The following is a 20860-nucleotide window of genomic DNA, read 5'->3' on the forward strand; positions in this document are numbered from 1 at the left end:
TCTGTTCTGGAATGGCGGCATCGGTACTTATGTGAAGGCCAGTACCGAGACCAATGCCGATGTCGGCGACAAGTCCAATGACGCGGTGCGGGTGAACGCGAACCAGTTGCGGGTCAAGGTGATCGGCGAGGGTGGCAACCTGGGTGCCACGGCGTTGGGGCGGATCGAGTTCTGCCGCAACGGCGGCAAGATGAATACCGACGCGTTGGACAACTCCGCGGGTGTGGACTGCTCCGATCACGAGGTCAACATCAAGATCCTGCTGGATGCCGTGGTCTCCGGTGATGAGCTCGCGGTGGCCGACCGCAACCCGTTGCTCGCCTCGATGACCGACGAAGTCGCACAGATGGTGCTGCAGGACAATGTGTCGCAGAACTTCCTGATGGGACTTTCGCGCACCGACGCGCCGGAGATGCTGAACGTGCACATGCGGCTCATCGACGAGCTGGAGCAGCGTCGCGGCCTGGACCGCGAGCTCGAGGCGCTGCCCTCGGAGCAGGAGATGAAGCGCAGGCTGGACGAGGGCGGGGGGTTGGTGTCGCCGGAGCTGGCGAACCTGATGGCGCACGTGAAGCTGTCGCTCAAGGCCGATCTGCTCGATTCCGACCTGCCGGATAGCCAGTACTTCGCCGCCCGGCTGCCCGCGTACTTCCCTACGCCGCTGCGTGAGCGGTTCGGCACGGCGATCAAGAAGCACCGGCTGCACAGCGAGATCGTCACCACCATGGTCGTGAACGAGATGGTGGACTACGGCGGCATCACCTACGCGCATCGGTTGACCGAGGAGATCGGCGCCACCGCCACCGACGCGGTACGCGCGTTCGCCGCGGCCAGCGGAATCTTCGACTTGCACTCGATGTGGGCGCGGATCCGCGAATGCGATGCGCCCACCCCCGTGCGCGATCTGCTCGAACTGGAGACCAAGCGGACGCTGGACCGGGCGTCGCGCTGGTTCCTGAGCAACCGGCCGCAGCCACTCGCGGTCGGTGCGGAGATCAACCGGTACAGCACCGATGTGCGCGAGCTCGCTCCGAAGGTGCCGGGCTGGCTGCGCGGACACCACGTGTCGATCCTCACCGACCAGTCCGCCGAACTGATCGCCCGTGGCGCGCCGACCGACCTGGCCACCGAGGTGTTCGGCCTGCTCAATCTCTTCCCGTTGCTGGACGTCGTGGACATCGCCGACATCACGGACCGGGACGGCGACGAGGTCGGCGCGCTGTACTACGCACTGAACGACCACCTCAAGATCGACTGGCTGTTGGAGGCGGTCAGCCACCTCGAGCGCGGGGACCGCTGGCACTCGCTGGCCAGGCTCGCTCTCCGCGACGATATGTACGGATCACTGCGCTCACTCACCCTCGACGTGCTCTCCGGTGGCGACCCCGAGGAGACCCCGGACGAGAAGATTGCATACTGGGAGTCGAAGAACCAGTCTCGTCTCGGCCGAGCCAGAGCGGCACTGTCGGAATTGTTCGAGTCCGGAACCCACGATCTCGCCACGCTGTCGGTTGCAGCGCGGCAAGTGCGGAGCATGGTGAGCGGGGTGGGCGCCCAATCGGAGGTACCACGTTGACCAGTTCGTTGCACGCTGACGCGAAGACGCACAGCAGCCTGTTGTTGCCCAGGCGGTTTCACGCCAGGGTAGACGTCAGGTGGTCGGACATGGATGTGTTCCAGCACGTCAACCACGCCAGGATGGTGACACTGCTGGAAGAGGCACGGATTCCGTGGCTGTTCGAGGACGGCCGCCCGACCGCGTCACTCCGCGAGGGCTGCGTACTCGCCGACCTGCGGGTCCGCTACCGCGGCCAGCTGAGGCACGAAGACACGCCGCTGGATATCGCCATGTGGATCGAGCAGTTGCGCGCGGTCGACTTCACCATCGGCTACGAGGTGCGCGCCGCTGGCGCGGCTCCGGATTCGCACGCCGCGGTGGTGGCGTCCACTCAGATCGCGGCGTTCGATATGCCGGCGCAGCGTCTGCGACGGCTCACCGACGCAGAGCGCGACTACCTGTCCGAGTGGATGGCATGAGTGATCGCGCACCGGTGATTGTCGAGACGTGACAGTAGAGCAGCCGTGACAGCAGAACAACGAGTGCTGCGGGTATCCGACCCGGTGGAGCGGGAGAATCTCGCGACGTTCCTGAGCAGGGCCGTGCGGCTGGACCCGGCGGTGGTGGTGCGTCTGTGCCGCCGCGGGGAGCGCTACGTCTCGGCCTGGGTGGCAACGGGTTTCGAGGCGTTGGCAACACGCACCGTGGTCGCCGAACTCGGCGTCGACGATGTGACCGCCGCCGCCGACCTGGTGCTGGCCGGGCTGTCGACCGGGAGGCCGATCGATCTCGGGTATTCGATGGACTCGTCCTGGCGCGGTGCGTTGCCGCCCTCGGGCGGCTTCGCACACATCGAGGACGTACCCGCGCGCACCTTGGTGGAGCTCGCCGAGCAGGGTGCGCGGTTGGCGAAGGAACACGGCAGCGGTCACGGCCCGCCCGCCTCGTTGCTCGACCAAACCGTGCTGACCGTGTCCGGCGCCGACACCCAGGTGCAGGTGCCCATGCGTATCGTCTTCGCGCTCACCGCCATGGACTTCATCCCGCATTCGGGGGAGAAGACCGACCCACGCCGCATTCCGACCGCTGAGATCGTCCGCGTCCGAGCCAGCCGGACCTGGCTGCGGCTCGACGCCCGCTACGGCTCGATCGCCCGCCGCCTCGGCGGCGGTATCCCACTGCTGCCACACTGATGTTGTTGTGCCTTACCGATATCAGCGTGCTGGACCCGAATGCGGCGACCGCACCGACATCGCGGTACCGCACAACGTACGGCGGTGTGGCACAGGTACGACGGTGATGCACGAAACATCGTGGTGGCCAGCGCGAGCACCGTAGTGCGGTGTCGGCGAACTCGTCAGTAGCACAAGGGAGCGCCCGAGCGATTGATGAGATGGGCGGCGCCGTCGACAGGAGGGGAGGGCGTCGCCCGCAAGCACGAGCCGCTCAGCGTGTTTCGGGACGGAACGCTCATGGCGTTCCGATCGGCCGGAACGCGACGTGCGTGGGGCGGTAACGACACTGGGCGGACCAGGTGGGGATTGCGAAATTTACGCTGTCCCAACGTAATCGGGGTCGGAACCACGAGGCATCGAACACGCGATGCTTGCCGAGGGTGTGCGCTGGTCAGCCCGGTCGACGAGCCCGTCGACCTACACTCCTCTCCTGGCGACCAGCCGCATATGCCCGAGGCTCGCGCGTTTGCCGACGTGGGCAAGTCTGGTGATCGAATCGCCTGAGCTCGGTCGAGGTCAGGCCGCGCCTTCGCCGAGGTACTGCAACCAGACCGGATCGAGTTCCGTGGTGGTGGACAGCAAGCGCCAGTGCGGGCCTTTCGGCGAGACCAGTGCCGACCGCAGTGTCCAGCCCAGCTCGCCCAGCAGCTTGTCGGCCTTGCGATGGTTGCAGGGCGCGCAGCTGGCCACGCAGTTCTCCCAGGAATGTTCCCCACCTCGGCTGCGTGGGATGACATGGTCGATGGTCTCGGCCTTGCCGCCGCAATAGCCGCACCGATAACGGTCCCGGTGCATGAGGGCGGCGCGAGTCATCGGAACTCTGGCCCGGTACGGCACGTGCACATAGTTGCGCAGGCGGATCACCGAGGGAATGGCGACAGATGCTTCGGCGGAGTGGACCACCGGCCCTTCGGCACTCTGATGGACGGCGTCGGCTTTGTCGCAGATGAGCAGAACGACCGCGCGGCGCGCGGACAAGGCGGTGAGTGGCTCGTAGGTGGCGTTCAACAGCAGCACCCTGGACTTGAGCCAACTCGTGTTCTCGACGGGTGGTGCGGTGGGGTGGGACGCATGGTCGTGATGGCCATGATGTCCGCCCGATCGATGGTCGGACAAGATATGCAGCGGAGTAGCCCCCGACCCACGATTGTGGACGTCGGCGGGCTGGAGTTGTCGGTACGCTCGCGCCTCGTGTGATCTGGCGCTGTGCCGCTGCTTCATCTCGACCTCAATTTCATGATTGGCAGGATCATGTGGTATCTGCGGCGCAGAGACTGTCACCCAGTGGACCATGGAACGACGACAAGTGCACGGTGATTTTCGACAATGTCCGGTTAACTGTGGCTGAAGACCTGTTCAGTCGCGACATTCGCGGCGGTTGCGCGGCCAGTGAGCGGCGCGGGCACAATGGACTGTGGCGCATTCGGCGAATCGAGAGGGTCTATGAGTTCGGGCGAGCAGACAGCGACGTCGTTTTACGAGGCAGTCGGCGGGGCGAAGACATTCGGGCGGATCCTGGCGGCGTTCTATCGCGAGGTCGCGGCGGACGAGGTGCTGCGTCCGCTCTATCCGGAGGAAGATCTCGGGCCCGCCGAGCGTCGATTGCGGATGTTCCTCGAACAGTACTGGGGCGGGCCGCGCACCTACTCCGACGAGCGCGGACATCCGCGCCTGCGCATGCGGCACCTGCCGTTCACGATCGGGCCGATCGAGCGGGACGCATGGCTGCGCTGTATGCGGATCGCGGTCGCGGAGATCGAGCCGGAAGTCCTCGATGACGAGCACCGCAAAGCGCTGCTCGACTACCTGGAGATGGCGGCCAACTCACTGATCAACGCTCCGTTCTGAGCACGGTGCCGCGGAACGCCGGGCCGGAGGTGATGGTTCGATGGCGCTGCGGTGGCGGCGAATTCGCCAGTGAACCGCCGGTGACCCGGCATTTCGGGGGCGCGGCAGCATCGAGGTTTTCGGCTGACGAGCGAAAACGCTGACCATTTGCCCGTGGCCGAGGACACCGCGCCGCCTAGCGGTTTTTGTCAGGAAACTTTGGCACTATTGCCCGTGTGACTGATGCACCAGCCGTAGCGGCGCCGGTGGATCGCACCACTCAGCCGTGGTGGCGGTCGGCCGTGTTCTACCAGGTTTACCCCAGATCCTTCGCGGACTCGAACGGTGACGGGGTCGGTGACCTCCGTGGCGTCCGGGACAAACTCGGCTACCTCGAACTGCTGGGTGTCAACGCGCTGTGGGTGTGCCCGGTGATGCGTTCACCGATGGCCGACGGTGGCTACGACGTTGCCGATCCGCGCGACATCGACGAACTCTTCGGCGGTCTCACCGCGATGGATGATCTGATCGCGGAGGCGCACGCTCGACAGATCAAGGTCACGATGGACTTGGTGCCCAACCACACCAGCGACCAGCACCCATGGTTTCGCGAGGCATTGGCCGCCGCCCCAGGTAGTCGGGAACGTGACCGCTACATCTTCCACGATGGCCGCGGACCTGACGGCGCCGAGCCGCCGAACAACTGGCCGAGTATCTTCGGCGGCCCCGCGTGGACCAGGATCACCGAGCAGGACGGCACCCCCGGCCAGTGGTACCTGCACCTCTTCGCGCGCGAACAACCGGATCTGAATTGGGACAATCCCGAGGTCGCCGACGATTTCGAGCAGACTCTTCGGTTCTGGCTCGATCGCGGGGTCGACGGCTTTCGGCTCGACGTCGCCCACGGCATGGCGAAACCCGACGGCCTGCCCGACTTGCCCGCGGTGGCGTCCGGCCTGTTCGCGCTCGACGACGACGATGTGCGATTCAACAATCCCGCCGTGCACGACATCCACCGCCGTATCCGGAAGGTCGTCGACGAATACCCGGACGCGGTGACCATCGGGGAGGTGTGGGTGACCGACAACACTCGCTTCGGCGAGTACGTGCGCGCCGACGAACTGCACCTGGCCTTCAACTTCCGCCTTGCCGAGGCCCCGTTCACCGCGGCGGCGGTACGCGACGCGATCGACAACTCGCTGGCCGCCGTCGGACCGGTCTTCGCCGTGCCCACCTGGACGCTGTCCAACCACGACATCGAACGTGAGGTCACGCGGTACGGCGGTGGTGCGGTGGGTGTGGCGCGGGCGCGGGCGATGATCCTGCTCGAGCTCGCGCTTCCCGGAGCGGTGTTCATCTACAACGGCGCCGAGTTGGGGTTGCCGAACGTCGATGACCTGCCCGATTCGGTGCTGCAGGACCCGGTGTGGGAGCGGTCCGGGCACACCGAACGCGGCCGCGACGGCTGCCGAGTGCCCCTGCCGTGGGAGGGCGCCGCACCGCCGTTCGGATTCAGCACGGGAAGTCCTTGGCTGCCCATCCCGCCGGAGTGGGCCGGGCTGACCGTCGAGGCGCAGCTCGAGGAACTCGACTCGACCTTGTCGCTGTATCGCATGGCGATGGAATTGCGTGCGGTTCGGCCGGAATTCGATGGCGACCGGATCGAGTGGTACGGCAGCCCGGCGGGCTGCCTCGCCTTCCGCCGTCCCGGGGGACTGGTCTGTGTGCTGAACGCCTCGGATACTCCGACGTCGTTGCCGCCGGGAGATGTGCTGCTGGCCAGCGCGCTGCCGGATGGAGGCCAATTGCCGCCGAACGCGGCAGCCTGGCTGGTCTGAGTCAGCAGCTTCCCAGCTGGGAATTGAACGACCTGGTCCGGCGTCGTGCTCGGACACGAAAACCGTGACGGTGCGACCAGACGGAGAACTACTACACACGATCGTCTACCGTTGGTCCGTGAGCATTCTCGAGACAGTGCTGATCTTCGTCGGCATCCCGCTGGTGATCTACGGCGTGATCGCCGGATTGTCGTTTCTCGGTAAGCCACTCCCTGGTGAGAAGCCGGTGCACTTCGATCTCGGTCAGAAGTGGACCCAGCCGCCGGTGCTGTGGACTGCCACCGACGAGGTGATCGGCTCGGGTCACCACCACATCGCAGAGACATCGCATGAGCATCATGCGGCTATCGAGTCCACCGAGGTGGAGCTGATCGGAGGCCGGGCAAGTGGCAAGTTCTAAGTGGCCCGCGGTCGTCGAGGCCGATCTTCCGCACGGATACGCGATCACCAGCAGCGGGCGCGTCTCCGGCGTGCACGAGGCGGGCGATGTATTCAAGGAAGCCCCGTTCCGCGATGTCGAGCGCCTCATGATCGACAACGTGCTCACCGAGGCGACCCGGGCGACCAAGGTGCGCTTCACCATTTACATCGGGGATCTGGGTGCCGACCCCGCCGCGGGTGCGGACGCGCTCTTCGCGACCACGCCCGAGGCGGCGCACTCGGTGCTGATCGCCGTCTCACCCAACGAGAAGGCCATTGAGGTGCGGTCGGGACGGGAAGTCGCCGATCGCGCGAACGACCGCGTCTGCCAACTCGGCGTCACGGCCGCCTCGAGCTCGTTCCGACAGGGCCAGCTGATCGATGGTCTCGTCTCCGCGGTCCGCGTGATGGCCGCTGCTATCGGGCGGTAGCTTCTCCCCGCGCCGCCCGCGCTACGCGCACCACTTGTAGCACTTCTGCAGTTTCGTGGTGGGTACTCCGACCGGCGCGTCCACCCGTTCAGCGCGGCGGACGCGCCGGTCTCGTTTATGACTGTGCGTCGAAGGTGCGGGCGCGCAGCGACCGTTCGATTCCCGCTTTGCCCTCGCTGATCAGTCGGCGCAGCGCCGGAGGGTGGTCGCCGGCGAGGAACTTGTCCGCGATGGTGATCGCGTCTTCGCTGATCGCCCAGTGTGGATACAGTCCCACCACGACGGTCTGGGCGACCTCGCTGGAGCGGCGCTCCCAGACACCGGGCACCTCCGCGAAGTAGCGTTCCACGTAGTCACCGAGCAACTCGCCCTGTCCAGCGGGTGCGAAGCCGCCGACGATCGAGCGTGTGGTGATGTTGGACAGCGAGTCGTCATCCATCACGGTGGTCCACGCGTGCTCCTTGACCTCGGCTATCGGCCGGGCCGCGGCCGCCGCGGCGGCCTGGCGGTTGCCCGCGGCGGTCGGGTCGTTGGCCAGCTCCTGATCGATGACCGGAGTGTCGAGGCCGTCGGCGTCGATCTCGCCGGCCGCTGCCAGCGCGGCGACGACACGCCAGCGCAAGTCGGTGTCGACAACCAGACCGCTCAACCCGACCCTCGCCGGATCGCCATCGAGCAATTCGCGCAGCACCTCGGTGTGCCACGCCGACAGCTTCGCGCCGGTGAGCGCGTTCACGAAGGCCAGCTGGTGATCCGAGCCCGGTTCGGCTTCGCGGGCCAGCTCCAGCATCCGGTTCGCGTAGTCCGGCCAGCCGGTGGTCGCCGCCCACTCCGGTTCGGCGTAGTTGCCGAGCGCGGTGTTGGCCTGCATCAAGAGTCGCTGCACCACGCCGATCTCGGTTTCGGCGCCGACGCCGCGCTGGACCAGGGCGATGAAATCGCGGGCGCGGAACTCGGCCTGTCGGGTCATTTCCCATGCCGCCGACCAGGCCAGCGTGCGAGGGAGCGGCTCGGCGATGTCGGCGATGCGGTTGACGAGCACCTCGAGCGAGTCGGCGTCCAGTCGCACCGAGCAGTAGGTGAGGTCCTCGTCGTTGAGCAGCACGAACTGGCCGCGTGGTACGCCGACCAGTTCGGGAGCCTCGGTGCGTTCGGCGGCGTCGAGGTCGAGCTCGACGCGCTTGGTGCGCACCAGTTTTCCGTCCTTGTCGTCGTAGACGCCGATGGCGAGACGATGTACTCGCTGCTCGCCGGCCCCCGGCTGCGCGCCCTCCTGCACGACGGTGAACGAGGTGAACCGGCCTTCGGCGTCCACCTCGAACTCCGGGCGCAGGATGTTCAGGCCGGTGGTCTTGAGCCACTGCGCACCCCAGCCCGACAGGTCGCGCCCGGACGATTTCTCCAGCGCGGACAGCAGGTCGTCGAAGGTGGCGTTGCTGTAGGCGTGGTCGGCGAAATACGCGCGCAGACCGGCCAGGAACGGATCGAGGCCCACGTACGCGACGAGCTGCTTCAGCACGCTGGCGCCCTTGGCGTAGGTGATGCCGTCGAAGTTCACCTCGACCGCCTCGAGATCGGGGATATCCGCGGCGATCGGATGGGTCGAGGGCAGCTGATCCTGACGGTATGCCCAGGATTTCTCCACGTTCGCGAAGGTGGTCCAGGCGTTGGTGTATTCGGTGGCCTCGGACTGGCACAGCACCGAGGCGAAGGTAGCGAACGATTCGTTGAGCCACAGGTCGTCCCACCACTTCATGGTGACCAGGTCGCCGAACCACATGTGCGCCATTTCGTGCAGCACGGTCTCGGCGCGGCGCTCGTAGGACGCCCGGGTCACTTTGGAGCGGAAGACATAGTCTTCCAGGAATGTCACCGCGCCCGCGTTCTCCATCGCGCCTGCGTTGAACTCGGGGACGAACAGCTGGTCGTACTTGCCGAACGCGTACGGGACGCCGAAATGCGCGTGGTAGAAGCCGAATCCCTGCTTGGTTTCGGTGAACAGGCGCTCGGCGTCCATGTGCTCGGCCAGGGAGGCGCGGCAGTAGATGCCCAGGGGGATGTCGCCGTGCTCGTCGGTGTAGACGTCGGTCCATCGCGTGTACGGGCCGGCGATGACCGCGACCAAGTAGGTGCTCATCTTCGGGGTGGTGCGGAAGACGTGTTTGCCGGGCTCCGCGGCGAGGGTCTCGACGACCGCATTGTTGGAGATGACCTGCCAATCGACGGGCGCGGTGACCGTGATGTCGAAGGTCGCCTTCAGGTCGGGCTGGTCGAAGCAGGCGAACATCCGTTTGGCGTCGGCGGTTTCGAACTGCGAATAGAGGTACACCGCGTCGTCGGCCGGATCGATGAACCGGTGCAGGCCCTCACCGGTGTGCGAGTACTCGCAGTCCGCCTCGACCACCAGCTCGTTGCGCTCGGCCAGATCGGTCAGCGGGATCCCGGTCGACTCGTCATAGCCGGAGAGGTCCAGTGCGGTGCCGTTGAGCACTGCTGAGCGCACGCCGCGCGCCACGAGGTCGACATACGTGCTCGCGCCCTGCGCCGCGGCGAAAGTCACCGTACTCCGAGAGAAGAAGGTCTGTTCACTCGGTTTGCCCGCCCCGTCGGTCAGGTCGAGTTCGACACGGTAGTTCTCGACCGACACCGTCGCGGCGCGTTCGATCGCCTGGTCACGAGTGAGGTTGGGTGCGGACATAAGGCTCCTTCGTAGTCGAAGAACTGGCACGGGCGCACCGCACGATGCCACCTCGATACGGCCATCCGCGCGGAGCTTTCCCCGCCAACCCTAGCTACGCGAAGCCACGCGGGTCGTGTGTGCCGACCACGGGGCATGCGGACGGCGTGGCTTCCTCGCCCACGGCGCAGCGGTATTGTGCCTGGTGCAGTGCAGGTTCACCACACGGATTCGGAGGCTCGACGTTGAAGCATGTGCACGCCGGGAAGGTGCGTGACCTGTACGAGGACGGCGACACACTGTTGCTGGTCGCCTCCGATCGGGTGTCGGTGTATGACGTCGTGCTGCCGACGCCGATACCGGAGAAGGGTGCGCTGCTGACGCAGCTGTCGAACTGGTGGTTCGAGTACTTCACCGACGTGCCCAATCATGTGGTCTCCGCCATCGACGTGCCCGCCGAGTTCGCAGGCCGCGGTATCCGGGTCAAGCCGCTGAAGATGGTGCAGGTCGAATGCATCGCCCGTGGTTACCTGACCGGTTCGGGGCTCGTGGAGTATCGGCGAACCGGCTCGGTGTCCGGGGTCGCGCTGCCGGCGGGATTGCGCGAAGGGGACAGGCTGCCCGAGCCGATCTTCACACCGACCACCAAGGCGTCGCAGGGGCACGACGAGTCGATCACGTTCGCCGACGTAGTGAACCAGGAAGGCCGCGAGGTCGCCGAGCGGCTGCGCGAGCTGACCTTGCGGATCTACGCGCGCGGCGCGGCGCACGCCGCCGAGCGCGGTGTCATCGTCGCCGACACCAAGATCGAATTCGGTTGGGACGGCGATGCGCTCACCCTCGGTGACGAGGTGCTGACTTCGGACTCCTCACGTTTCTGGCCCGCCGAAGAGTGGGAGCCGGGCCGGGCGCAACGTTCGTTCGACAAGCAGTTCGTCCGTGACTGGTCGACCTCCACCGGGTGGGACAAGGAACCGCCTGGACCGGAGATCCCCGCCGAGGTCGTCGCCGCGACGCGCGAGAAATACATGGAGGCCTACGAACTCATCACCGGCCGGCGATGGACGGGCGTGCCGCGGTAGCGGCCTTCAATCCGTCAGGTGCTCGGTCAACCGGTCGAGATACGGGCGCTGGCCCGCGCCCAGTTTTTCTCGAGCGGTGGTCGTGTCGAACCACGCGGCGCGGTCGATCTCCGGGAACTCGGCGATCGTGCCCGAGCGGGGCGGCCACTCCAGCTCGAAGGTTCCCGGTACCACGTCGGCAGGGTCGAGATCACCCTCGACAGCCCAGACGGTGAGGCACTTGCTTTTCGTGCCGCTGCCGTAGCGCACCTCACCCAGCGGAATCCAGTCGCCGTCGGGGACCGGCAGACCGAGTTCCTCGGTGAACTCGCGACCGGCCGCGGCGCGCGCGTCCTCCGAGTCCGGCTCGTACTCGCCCTTGGGAATAGACCAGGCGCTCAGGTCCTTTCGCGCCCAGAACGGCCCGCCCATATGCCCGATCAGCACCTCGACCTCACGGCTCGAGGTTCGGCGGAACAGCAGGACTCCTGCGCTGTGTTTGGCTGCCACACGCGTAGTCTGCCCGCGTCCGGGCCGGTCGGCTGCCGTGCCCTGGTCGTGTCCGTGTCGGCGCAGTCCAGCGGCGCGCATAGTCAGGTAATCGCGTTCGGGCCAGCTGGTGGTGCGGGCAGCGGCGGCCGCGTAACAGGTGACGGCGGCGGCGAGATCGCCCGCCATCTCATGGAGGTGGCCGCGGACGGCGTCGAGCCGGTGATTGTCCGCCAGTTGCTCGTCGAGTGTCGCGGCCACCTCGAGACCTGCTGACGGCCCGGACACCATCGCACTGGCCACCGCGCGATTGAGGGTCACCATCGGGTTGTCGGAAAGCTGTTCGAGCCGGGTGTACATCGCGAGGATCGTTGTCCAGTCGGTGTCCTCGGCGCGCCCAGCCTGTGCGTGCAGCACCGCGATGATCGCCTGGATCTGGTAGGGCCCGCGCACACCGCCGGTCAGCGTGCCGGTGGTCAGCGTGGTCCCCTCGATGATCAGCGCGCGATCCCAGAGCGCACGGTTCTGTTCGGCCAACGGGATGAGCTCGCCGTGCGCACCGGTGCGCGCTGCCCGCCGGGCGTCGGTGAGCAACATCAGCGCGAGCAAGCTGGTGACCTCGGCGTCACCGGGCAGCAACCGATGCACCGCCCTGGTCAGTCTGATCGCCTCGCCGGAGAGATCCGTGCGGTGCAATGACGAGCCGGAGCCGGCGGTGTGGCCCTCGCTGAAGATCAGGTACAGCACGTGCAGGACGGTGCCGAGCCGCGCGTGCCACTGCGCGTCGCCGGGCTGGGCGAACGGACGGTCCACCGTGCCCAGCTTCTTCTTCGCGCGCGTGATCCGCTGTGCCATGGTCGTTTCCGGCAGCATAAACGCGCGTGCGATCTGCTCGGTGGTGAGCCCGCCGACCGCACGCAGGGTGAGCGCTATAGCGCTGGCCTGCGACAACGCGGGATGACAGCACAGGAACAGCATGGCGAGCGTGTCGTCCTGGTCGCGTACGGCGGCGTCGGCCACCTCGCGAGCGAAAGCGCTCGTCTCCCTGCGCCGTCGCGCCACCTCCGCGCGGACCACGTCGGCCATCCGCCGCTGCGCCACGTGGATCAGCCAGGCGCGTGGATTGTCCGGCAGACCGTCGTGCGGCCACTGTGTCGCGGCGGCCAGCATCGCCTCCTGCAGCACGTCCTCGGCGGTGTCGAAATCCCCGAACCGGCGGACGAGCGTTCCGAGGACCTGCGGCGCCAGCGTGCGCAGCAGGTCCTCGGTGCTCGCCGGGAGCGGTGTGTCGTCGGGCACCGCACGCCGGTCGCTCACTGCTCGGTGGCGGGGGCGCCCATCACCGCGCGGACTTCGATGTACTCGCCGATCGGTGTGCCGCCCGGGCCTGGAGCGGCGGAGGCCCGCGCCGCGATCGCGTAGGCCCGCTCAGCGCTGTCCACATCGACGATCCAGTACCCGGCCAAGAACTCCTTGGTCTCCGGGAACGGCCCGTCGGTGACTACCGGCGCCGATCGCCCGTCCGAGCTGACCACCCGTGCCTCGGCCGGCCCGGCCAGACCCTGCGCGTCGACCAGCTCGCCCGACTCGGCCAGCTGCGCACCGAGCGCGCGCTGGAAGTCTATGTGCGCTCGGATCTCTTCCGGTGACCATTCGGTCATCGGAGTGTCGCAGTATGCGGCGGGCGCGTAGGTCTTCAGCAGCATGTACTTCATGGTTCGTCCTCGACTACGGCTGGGGGTCGGTCGCAGCACCGTGCGGCGTGCTCGTGCTGAGGTCGGAGCCCCTCGCGGTGATTCGACGTTGTCGCCCGGAAAGTGACTCACCTCACAGTGGCGCCGCGGTGTCGGCGAGGCGATCCGGGTCGACCGGCTCGCCCGCGAGGATCAGCTCTTTGATTCGATCGGTCACATCCCACACATTCACGTTCATCCCAGCGAGCACCCGGTTGTCCGCGTCGAGCCAGAATGCGACGAACTCGCGCGCGGTCAGGTCGCCCCGCACGACGACCCGGGCGTACTCGCCAGGCGCCGTGTACCCGGTGTATTCCATCCCGAGGTCGTACTGGTCAGTGAAGAAATAGGGCAGCCGGTCGTAGGTGGCGGGTTTGCCGAGCATGGTCGCGGCCGCGACGGCCGGCTGGTTGAGAGCGTTCGCCCAGTGCTCCACGCGGATCCGCCGGCCCAGGAGCGGGTGCTGCTGCGCGGCGATATCGCCGACCGCGACGATATCCGGGTCGCTGGTGGCCAGGTGCTCGTCGACGAGCACGCCGCCATCCACCGCCATTCCTGCCTCCGCGGCCAATTCGATGTTCGGTCGCGCGCCCACCGCTACCAGCACGGCGTCGGCTTCGATCGTGCTGCCGTCGCGGAGCCGGACCCCGTCGGCCAGCGCGCCCGTGCTGCCGTCTCGGGTGCTGATCTCGGCGACCTGCGCGCCGAACCGGAAATCGACACCGTGCGATCGGTGCAGGTCGGCGAACACCTGAGCCATCTCCGGGCCGAGCACGGCGAGCAACGGCAGGTCGCCCTGCTCGAGGATGGTCACCTCGACGCCCGCTGCTCGGGCCACCGCGGCGACCTCGAGACCGATCCAGCCTGCCCCGATAATCGCAATTCTGCGTGCGCTCTCGAACAACTCGATCAGTGCGTCGGAGTCCTCGATGTAGCGCAGCGTGTACACATTGGGCGCGTCCGCGCCGGGAATCGGCAGTGTGCGCGGCGTGGACCCAGTAGCGAGAGCGAGCTTGTCGTAGGTCACCGTCGAACCGTCCGGCAAGGTGACCGTCTTCGCCGAGGTGTCCAGCCCGGTGACCGTGGTGCCGAGGCGGACGTCGATATGGTGGTCGCGGTACCACGTGGCGGGATCGACGGTGAATTCGCTGAGCGCCTGCTTACCCGCGAGATGGTCCTTCGACAGCGGCGGGCGCTCGTAAGGGAGCCGGTCCTCGGCGCCGATCAGCGTGACGGTGCCGTCGAAGTCGTTGTCCCGCAATGCTTCCGCAAGTTTGGCCGCGGCGAGCCCGCCGCCGACGATGACGAAATGTCGATCAGAACTCATAGCGGACTCCTTCTCTGAAGAAAACCGGATTCCCGGCGATCAACCCTACTGGCCGACGTGCGGGCGCCTCGGGAAAACCGACGCGTCAGGTGGGAACGAATCGTGCCCCACCGTGGTTGGTCGATATAGCGGGGAGGTGTGCCCGCCGCTACCGAGGATGCGATCGAGAGGAAGCCGCCCGTGACCGAGAAAGCAACCAAGGACGTCGCTGATTTCTGGTTCGACCCACTGTGCCCCTGGTGTTGGATCACGTCCCGCTGGATCCTCGAGGTCGAGCAGGTCAGGGATATCGAGGCCCGGTTCCACGTGATGAGCCTTGCGGTGCTCAACGAGGGTAGGGACGATCTGCCGCCGCAATATCAGGAGCTCCTCGCCGCTGGCTGGGGCCCGGTCCGGGTTGTCATCGCCGCCGCGCAGCAGCACGGTGACAAGGTGCTGTTGCCGCTCTACACCGCCATGGGCACCCGCATCCACGATCGGCGCGCCGAATACGAGCGGGAAGACCGCAAGGAGTCCCTCGCCGCAGTGATCGCCGACGCACTCGCCGAGGTCGGCCTGCCCGCCGAACTCGCCGCGGCGGCCGAAAGCACCGACTACGACGACGCGCTGCGTAAAAGCCACCACGAGGGCATGGACAAGGTCGGACCGGACGTCGGCACCCCCACCATCCATATCAACGGAACCGCGTTCTTCGGCCCGGTTCTGTCCCGGATCCCGCGGGGCGAGGACGCGGGCAAGGTCTGGGACGGCGCCGTCGCACTCGCGTCCTACCCGCACTTCTTCGAGCTGAAGCGGACCAGGACCGAGGACCCGTCGTTCGACTGAGCACCGGCGTGCGAGTGCCGCCGCGCGCGGCACTCGTGCCGGTCACGCAACGGGCTTCGGCGGGCTCGCCGGAATCCGGCCGTAGGCGCTCGGATAGCCGCCCGGCGGGGGAGTGACGGCGCCCGCTGGCGGGCTGGGACGCCAGAACAGCTTGCCGTGCCTGCTGCGGTCACGCAGCGCCCACATCCGCCAGGTGAGCACCGGGTGGCTGGACAGGGCGTTCACCGCCCAGATGAAGAAGTCCTTCTCCATCGCCGCCCGATCGGCCATCTCGTCGAAGCCGACCAATGTGTTCAGATACTTGCCCCCGGCCAGCGTGCCCATCGCCGCGGGTGCGCCGGTGTGCCGGTGGCAGTAGCCGTGGTTGTCGGCCGTGTACTCCTGCGAACGGATCAGCGAACTTCCGACGACCGGAAGGAACGGCACGAGGAACATGCCCAGCTGCCGCCAGTACGACGTGTGCCCCGCCGCGATATGGCCGACCTCGTGGCCGATGATGAACGCCAGGGCGTCGGGTTCGCGAGCGGCGCCCCCGATCTCGAACAGGTCGCTGTACACCACGACGTAGCGACGGAAACCGTGTCCGCTGGCGAATGCGTTGATCTGGCCATTGCCGAGCACCACATACGCGTCCGGCGCTTTCGTCATGCCGAAGCGGGCGGCAGCCTCCACCACGAGTTGATACCCCTCGGGGAATTGAGTCGGTGACATCTTCACCCCGTTCACCCGCTGCGTCGCGTAGTTGACGCCGCGGCCGAACCACAACAGCAGCGGGGCCGCCGCGAAGGCGATCACGTACTGGTCGAAGTTGCCGGTCGCCAGCAGCAGCAGCGCGATCAGATACGCGAGCACGGTGAGCACGATCACCAGGACGAGCAACGGAATCTCCCAGCTGTGCCTGGCGGGCATGCCGAACGGCGCGAGACCGCGCGGCTGCGCCTGTGGGGGGACTCCGGGCGGGATGGGCGCGCCGGGATAGCGGCCGTACTGATGGGGCGCCGCCAGGTACGAATCCGGTGGTGCGGCAGGGTACGAGGTTGCCGGGTACGGCTGGCCGTAGGGTGCGGCGGGCGCGTCCTGAGCATGCGCCCACCCGGCCTGCTGGGTATACGGGTCGGCCTGCCGGCCCGCGGGGTGCTGCGGCTGGGGTTCGTACGGCTGCATGGGATGAACTCTATTCAGTTACTGGAAATGCGGGTGGCGCCGCTGACCTGTTCGAGCTGTGGCCGCGAACACAACTGGGAGATCGGTCGATCCGGGCGGACGGTGTGCGGGTGGCGATCGAGGGGTGTGCCCTGTCGCCGGCCTGCCGCGGCGGCCTGACACAATGCCTGCCATGCGCGTATATCTGGGTGCCGACCATGCCGGTTTCGAACTGAAGAATCACGTCAAGGCCCATCTGGAGCAGGCGGGTCACGACGTTGTCGACTGCGGCGCGCTCGAATACGACCCGCTCGACGACTACCCCGCCTTCTGCATCGAGGCGGCCCGCCGTACCGTAGCCGATCCGGGCAGTCTCGGCCTGGTGTTCGGCGGCAGCGGAAACGGCGAGCAGATCGCCGCGAACAAGGTGCCCGGCGCCCGCTGCGCACTGGCCTGGAGCGTCGAGACCGCGAAGCTGGCTCGCGAGCACAACAATGCGCAGCTGATCGGCATCGGCGGTCGCATGCACTCCACCGAGGAGGCGCTGGCCATCGTGGACGCATTCCTGGCTACCCAGTGGTCGGATGAGGAGCGCCACCAGCGGCGCATCGACATCCTCGCCGAGTACGAGAAGAGCGGTGTCGCACCGGCGGTACCCGCGTACTGAGCACGCCGCGGTAACCGGCTGTGCCGGAAGGGCATACGCTGCACCGTCTCGCGCGGCGGCATCAGCGCCGCCTCGCCGGCGGTGTAGTGCGGGTATCGAGCCCGCAGGGCAAGTTCGCCGCGGGCGCGGCGAGGGTGGACGGTCGGGTGCTCACCAAGGCCGAGGCGTGGGGCAAACATTTACTGCATCATTACGACTCAGGGCTGGTCGTGCACGTGCACTTGGGCCTCTACGGCAAGTTCACCGAATCGGACCTGCCGATGGGCGAGCCGATAGGGCAGGTCCGGATGCGGATGATCGGGATGTCGGACGGGCAGCCGGGCTTCGGCACCGATCTGCGCGGGCCGACCGCATGTGAGATCCTGCTCGCGCCGGAGGTTTCCGCGCTCACCGATCGGCTCGGCCCGGATCCGCTGCGTCGCGGCGCCGACCCGGATCGCGCGTGGCAGCGCATCCGCCGCTCGCGCAGACCGATCGGCGCGCTGCTGATGGACCAGCAGGTGGTCGCTGGCGTCGGCAACGTCTACCGCGCAGAACTACTGTTCCGGCACCGCATTTCGCCGTACCGCCCAGGCGCCGCGCTATCGGCCGACGAATGGGTGTCCATGTGGGCCGATCTGGTCGCGCTGATGCGCGTGGGGGTGCGCGTCGGGAAGATGGTGGTGGTACGACCCGAGCATGATCACGGTGAACCCCCGTACGCGCCCGACCGTCCGCGCACCTACGTCTATCGCCGTCAGGGCGCGCCGTGCCGGCTGTGCGGCACACCGGTCGCCCATCGGATCATGGAGGCGCGGAACCTGTTCTGGTGCCCCACCTGCCAGGCGCGCTGACCCGACCGGAATGCTCCGGCGCCTCGCGCCTGAGTTTCTGGCCCGGCGGCCTTCGGACCCGCGCGGGGCGTCAGCCCGCGACCGCTGTGTCGATATCCGGCTCGTCGTCCAGGGCGAAACGTCGCCCGCCCGCGGTCTTCGCGGAGTACATCGCACGATCGGCGCGCCGGAGCAGATCGGTGAAATCGCACGGGCTGCCCGGCGGGTTGTACGCCGTGCCGACGCTGGCCGATATCGGCACCGGGCCCGCCGACGACCAGACCGGATCCCGCAGCGCGGCCACGATCCGGTGTGCGAGATCGCCCAGCGTGTTCCGATGGGGGTTGATCGCCAGCACGAATTCGTCGCCGCCGTACCGGCAGATCACCGTGCCCGGCGCGCAGGTCTCGCGCAGCCGGTTGGCCAACTCGACCAGCACCTCGTCGCCGATCGCATGGCCGTAGCCGTCGTTGATCTGTTTGAACCGGTCCAGGTCGATCAGCAGCAGCCCGACGCCGCGGGTCGGGTCGGCGGCCATCAGTCGCACCTTGTCCTGCAGCAGCGTCCGATTGGCCAGGTCGGTGAGCGCGTCGTGCGTTGCCTCATGTCGCAGCCGATGCTGCAGGGCGGCGATCTCCTGCACCCGTAACGAAACCTTGGCCGAGAGATTCTGTTCCTGCTGTGCGAGCGCCCGCTCCTGCAGCGCCTGCGCGTAACTGTCGATGGCCTGGCTGGCGACCAGCGGCCAACGCGTGGCCACCAGCGAACCCGGAGTTCCGGAGGGAAAGCCGAGCAGCCACCGCGTGGCCTGCGCGAGCATTCGGATCCGATCGAACGGCGCCTCGGCGAGCCTGGCCCCGAGCATCCGTGCCTCGGGCACCGGGAACGGCTCGGACCCGGCCAGCGTGAGCAGTCGTTCGACGATGTCAACCAGTACCGATTCCAGCTGTTGGGGTGTCGCGCCCGAGCCGGGCTCGGCGCACACGGCACAGGCCCATGCTCGGGCCATGGCTGCCACCGGGGGCTCGATGTTTGTCGACATCGGACTCACCCGGTGTGGGAGACGTCGGTACCCAGGTGCCGTGCGCTGGCACGGCTGCCGACGTCACCACGATCGTTCGCACTGCTACGCGGTTGTGTCCACCTGGTTCGGCGCACGTTCACCGCCCCCTTTCCAGATACCCCCCGTCCGGCAAAAAGGATCCTAGCAAGCCACTCGACATCGAAAAGGTCCATTCTGCAACGTGTTCTCGATCCCTCGCAAATGGCGATCGGGTATGTGATCGCTCCGATCGTGTCGGTGTTACACATCGAGTCCGTTCGTTGCGACATCGCGGTCCGACGCGCTGGCGACACGCAGAGTGCGGGTGGTGCGCGGGTAGCGGGCCTGGGCCACACGCCGACGCCGCCCGCGGCGCAGAACGCGCCGACCGTTACGGCTGGTCGTGCGGTCCCCATCGGAAGTCCTCTTGCGCGACACCGGGGCGTGACCGGTGGCCGCCTGGTGGGCTACGACTCCCCGTGGTGGGTGTCGTCACGCCCAGTCCATGTTTCACTTTCAACGCCCGACGCGCCAGGGTTTCGAGGAATAATCTCCGCTAAATTTCGCCGATCTGCCCACGTGGCCGGCCTGGTCGCTGGTCGGCACCGAGTCGGGATGCCAGTCGCTTCATGCCGGTGAGATCTCGCGGCGTGGGGGCGGATTGGCATTTTGGAAGCCGGGTTCGGTAGAGTCGGTTCGCACACGACATCGTGGCGATCCCATCGGTGTCGTATGCCTGCGGGTGTAGTTCAATGGTAGAACCTCAGCCTTCCAAGCTGATGGTGCGGGTTCGATTCCCGTCACCCGCTCCACGGAGCATTCATCCTCGTCGGCGGTCCGCTGCGGCGAGGACAACGGGGTGTAGCGCAGCTTGGTAGCGCATCCGCTTTGGGAGCGGAGGGTCGCAGGTTCAAATCCTGTCACCCCGACAGTATTTCCACCTCCGGCCCTGGTCAGAGGCTGTGCCGGAGCTGGTCGCACCGTGGGGTCGTGCACCATGGCGACATGTTTCGCTGCGATGTGAGCGTGTTCGGTGCAGGTACACTGCCACGCTCCAGTGGCCCAAACCGGAATCAGGACGTTCTGCCACGGATCGGGTACGGGGCCGACGTGCTGGCGAGCCGCGCCTTTTCAGCGGGCATTACGCGTCGAAACAGTGGGCCCGCGAGTTCGCACGGGTTGTTCTGCGTATCGCTGTGCGGCTGTTGGCCGACCGCGTTTCTGCTGGAGCGGGAATGTCCAGCGCCGGAATCGTGGTGATCCGACGTCGGCAACGGACCGGTCGGTTGGGCTCGCGCGACCCGGGCTCGGTGTCGTCGATGCGACGACCGCGGGCTGCGCGCTCTCGAAGCTCAGTGTGCGAGCGAGAAACTGCGCAGTCACGTTACCGCCTCTTCGGTCGGGATCCGTATGCGTACGTGTGTGCAGGCGTGTGCGTAGTGGTCGGATCGGCGTGCTCGTCGCCCGCGAGAAGCGTCGAACGACTGCTTGTGGACAGCGTTTGTGCCACTCGGCAACCTTTTGGCATAGCCCTACGTCAGAAGGGTTTGCTGGCTCGCCGGCCATTGGGTCGCCGCTTGCGGTTGTGGGCGCGAGGCATTCGGCTGAACCATCGGGTGAACGGAGTGAAAGACGCGACGAGTCTGCGCGAACGAGACTGTCTGCGTAAGTATTCAACGGTTGAGGGCAGAAATGGTGCGTATGCAAATCGCGACAGACTCGCTCGCGGTAGGCGTGGTCGTGTGCGGGCCGCGGTGGCGCCGAGGAGAGGGCGC

General features: G+C 67.1%; 18 protein-coding genes and 2 tRNA genes. 13 read left to right on the forward strand and 7 right to left on the reverse strand.

Translation table 11 applies throughout. The features are described from left to right. The 3 genes from AB0B25_RS28670 to AB0B25_RS28680 all read left to right on the forward strand — a co-directional run. A partial coding sequence (locus tag AB0B25_RS28670) for an NAD-glutamate dehydrogenase domain-containing protein (RefSeq protein ID WP_357185899.1) occupies positions 1-1576 on the forward strand: 1576 nt, incomplete at its 5' end. Between the two features lie 38 nt (positions 1577-1614). Continuing rightward, positions 1615-2037, forward strand: coding sequence for a thioesterase family protein (locus tag AB0B25_RS28675; RefSeq protein ID WP_357185971.1), 423 nt, complete (start codon positions 1615-1617; stop codon positions 2035-2037). A 45-nt stretch (positions 2038-2082) separates the two neighbouring features. Beyond that, positions 2083-2751 carry a hypothetical protein gene (locus tag AB0B25_RS28680; RefSeq protein ID WP_357185902.1) on the forward strand — a complete coding sequence of 223 codons (669 nt, stop codon included), beginning with the start codon at positions 2083-2085 and terminating at the stop codon, positions 2749-2751. A gap of 558 nt (positions 2752-3309) precedes the next feature. Here the strand turns inward: AB0B25_RS28680 and AB0B25_RS28685 are convergent. Further along, positions 3310-4014, reverse strand: a complete 705-nt coding sequence (locus tag AB0B25_RS28685; protein ID WP_357185905.1) for an HNH endonuclease — start codon at positions 4012-4014, stop codon at positions 3310-3312. 222 nt (positions 4015-4236) lie between these two features. On the opposite strand from AB0B25_RS28685, the gene AB0B25_RS28690 reads away from it, so the two are divergent. From AB0B25_RS28690 to AB0B25_RS28705, 4 genes are all read left to right on the forward strand, one after another. Continuing rightward, entirely contained in the window at positions 4237-4641 is a 405-nt protein-coding gene (locus AB0B25_RS28690) for a globin (RefSeq protein WP_357185908.1), read from the forward strand. A gap of 215 nt (positions 4642-4856) precedes the next feature. Then, on the forward strand, positions 4857-6458 hold the full coding sequence (locus tag AB0B25_RS28695; RefSeq protein WP_357185910.1) for an alpha-amylase family glycosyl hydrolase: 1602 nt from the start codon (positions 4857-4859) through the stop codon (positions 6456-6458). A gap of 118 nt (positions 6459-6576) precedes the next feature. Beyond that, positions 6577-6858, forward strand: a complete 282-nt coding sequence (locus tag AB0B25_RS28700; protein ID WP_357185913.1) for a hypothetical protein — start codon at positions 6577-6579, stop codon at positions 6856-6858. Then, positions 6845-7309, forward strand: a complete 465-nt coding sequence (locus AB0B25_RS28705) for a DUF5130 domain-containing protein (protein WP_357185916.1) — start codon at positions 6845-6847, stop codon at positions 7307-7309. Before AB0B25_RS28700 ends, AB0B25_RS28705 begins: the two co-directional genes overlap by 14 nt. Before the next feature lie 115 nt (positions 7310-7424). Here the strand turns inward: AB0B25_RS28705 and pepN are convergent, their stop codons facing one another. Beyond that, a complete protein-coding gene (gene pepN / locus AB0B25_RS28710) occupies positions 7425-10007 on the reverse strand; it encodes an aminopeptidase N (protein WP_357185919.1) in 2583 nt (860 codons plus the stop codon). 224 nt (positions 10008-10231) lie between these two features. Here pepN and AB0B25_RS28715 point away from each other — a divergent pair, with 224 nt between their 5' ends. Then, positions 10232-11068: a phosphoribosylaminoimidazolesuccinocarboxamide synthase gene (locus tag AB0B25_RS28715; protein WP_357185922.1), complete on the forward strand. Its 837-nt coding sequence runs from the start codon at positions 10232-10234 to the stop codon at positions 11066-11068. Positions 11069-11074: 6 nt separating this feature from the next. Here AB0B25_RS28715 and AB0B25_RS28720 read toward each other — a convergent pair whose 3' ends face one another. From AB0B25_RS28720 to AB0B25_RS28730, 3 genes are all read right to left on the reverse strand, one after another. Beyond that, complete coding sequence (locus AB0B25_RS28720) at positions 11075-12853, reverse strand: DUF6596 domain-containing protein (RefSeq protein ID WP_357185924.1); 1779 nt, start codon at positions 12851-12853, stop codon at positions 11075-11077. Then, positions 12850-13251, reverse strand: a complete 402-nt coding sequence (locus AB0B25_RS28725) for a YciI family protein (protein ID WP_357185927.1) — start codon at positions 13249-13251, stop codon at positions 12850-12852. The genes AB0B25_RS28720 and AB0B25_RS28725 overlap by 4 nt, the downstream gene beginning before the upstream one ends. Before the next feature lie 112 nt (positions 13252-13363). Next, positions 13364-14596: an FAD-dependent oxidoreductase gene (locus AB0B25_RS28730; RefSeq protein ID WP_357185930.1), complete on the reverse strand. Its 1233-nt coding sequence runs from the start codon at positions 14594-14596 to the stop codon at positions 13364-13366. A 180-nt stretch (positions 14597-14776) separates the two neighbouring features. Between AB0B25_RS28730 and AB0B25_RS28735 the strand changes: the two genes are divergently transcribed. Further along, entirely contained in the window at positions 14777-15421 is a 645-nt protein-coding gene (locus tag AB0B25_RS28735; RefSeq protein ID WP_357185933.1) for a DsbA family protein, read from the forward strand. Between the two features lie 42 nt (positions 15422-15463). Here AB0B25_RS28735 and AB0B25_RS28740 read toward each other — a convergent pair whose 3' ends face one another. Then, complete coding sequence (locus tag AB0B25_RS28740; RefSeq protein WP_357185936.1) at positions 15464-16585, reverse strand: M48 family metalloprotease; 1122 nt, start codon at positions 16583-16585, stop codon at positions 15464-15466. A gap of 172 nt (positions 16586-16757) precedes the next feature. On the opposite strand from AB0B25_RS28740, the gene AB0B25_RS28745 reads away from it, so the two are divergent. Then, positions 16758-17231 (forward strand): ribose-5-phosphate isomerase, encoded by a 474-nt coding sequence (locus tag AB0B25_RS28745; protein WP_357185939.1) that lies wholly within the window; start codon positions 16758-16760, stop codon positions 17229-17231. 20 nt (positions 17232-17251) lie between these two features. After that, positions 17252-18064 (forward strand): DNA-formamidopyrimidine glycosylase family protein, encoded by an 813-nt coding sequence (locus AB0B25_RS28750; RefSeq protein ID WP_357185942.1) that lies wholly within the window; start codon positions 17252-17254, stop codon positions 18062-18064. 70 nt (positions 18065-18134) lie between these two features. Here the strand turns inward: AB0B25_RS28750 and AB0B25_RS28755 are convergent, their stop codons facing one another. Continuing rightward, positions 18135-19085, reverse strand: coding sequence for a GGDEF domain-containing protein (locus tag AB0B25_RS28755; protein WP_357185945.1), 951 nt, complete (start codon positions 19083-19085; stop codon positions 18135-18137). Between the two features lie 738 nt (positions 19086-19823). Between AB0B25_RS28755 and AB0B25_RS28760 the strand changes: the two genes are divergently transcribed. Together AB0B25_RS28760 and AB0B25_RS28765 are read left to right on the forward strand one after the other, a co-directional pair. Beyond that, positions 19824-19897, forward strand: a tRNA-Gly gene (locus tag AB0B25_RS28760). A 43-nt stretch (positions 19898-19940) separates the two neighbouring features. Then, a tRNA-Pro gene (locus AB0B25_RS28765) sits at positions 19941-20014 on the forward strand. The last annotated feature ends 846 nt before the right edge of the window (positions 20015-20860 follow it).

This window comes from Nocardia sp. NPDC049190 (assembly GCF_040648115.1).
Lineage (GTDB): Bacteria > Actinomycetota > Actinomycetes > Mycobacteriales > Mycobacteriaceae > Nocardia.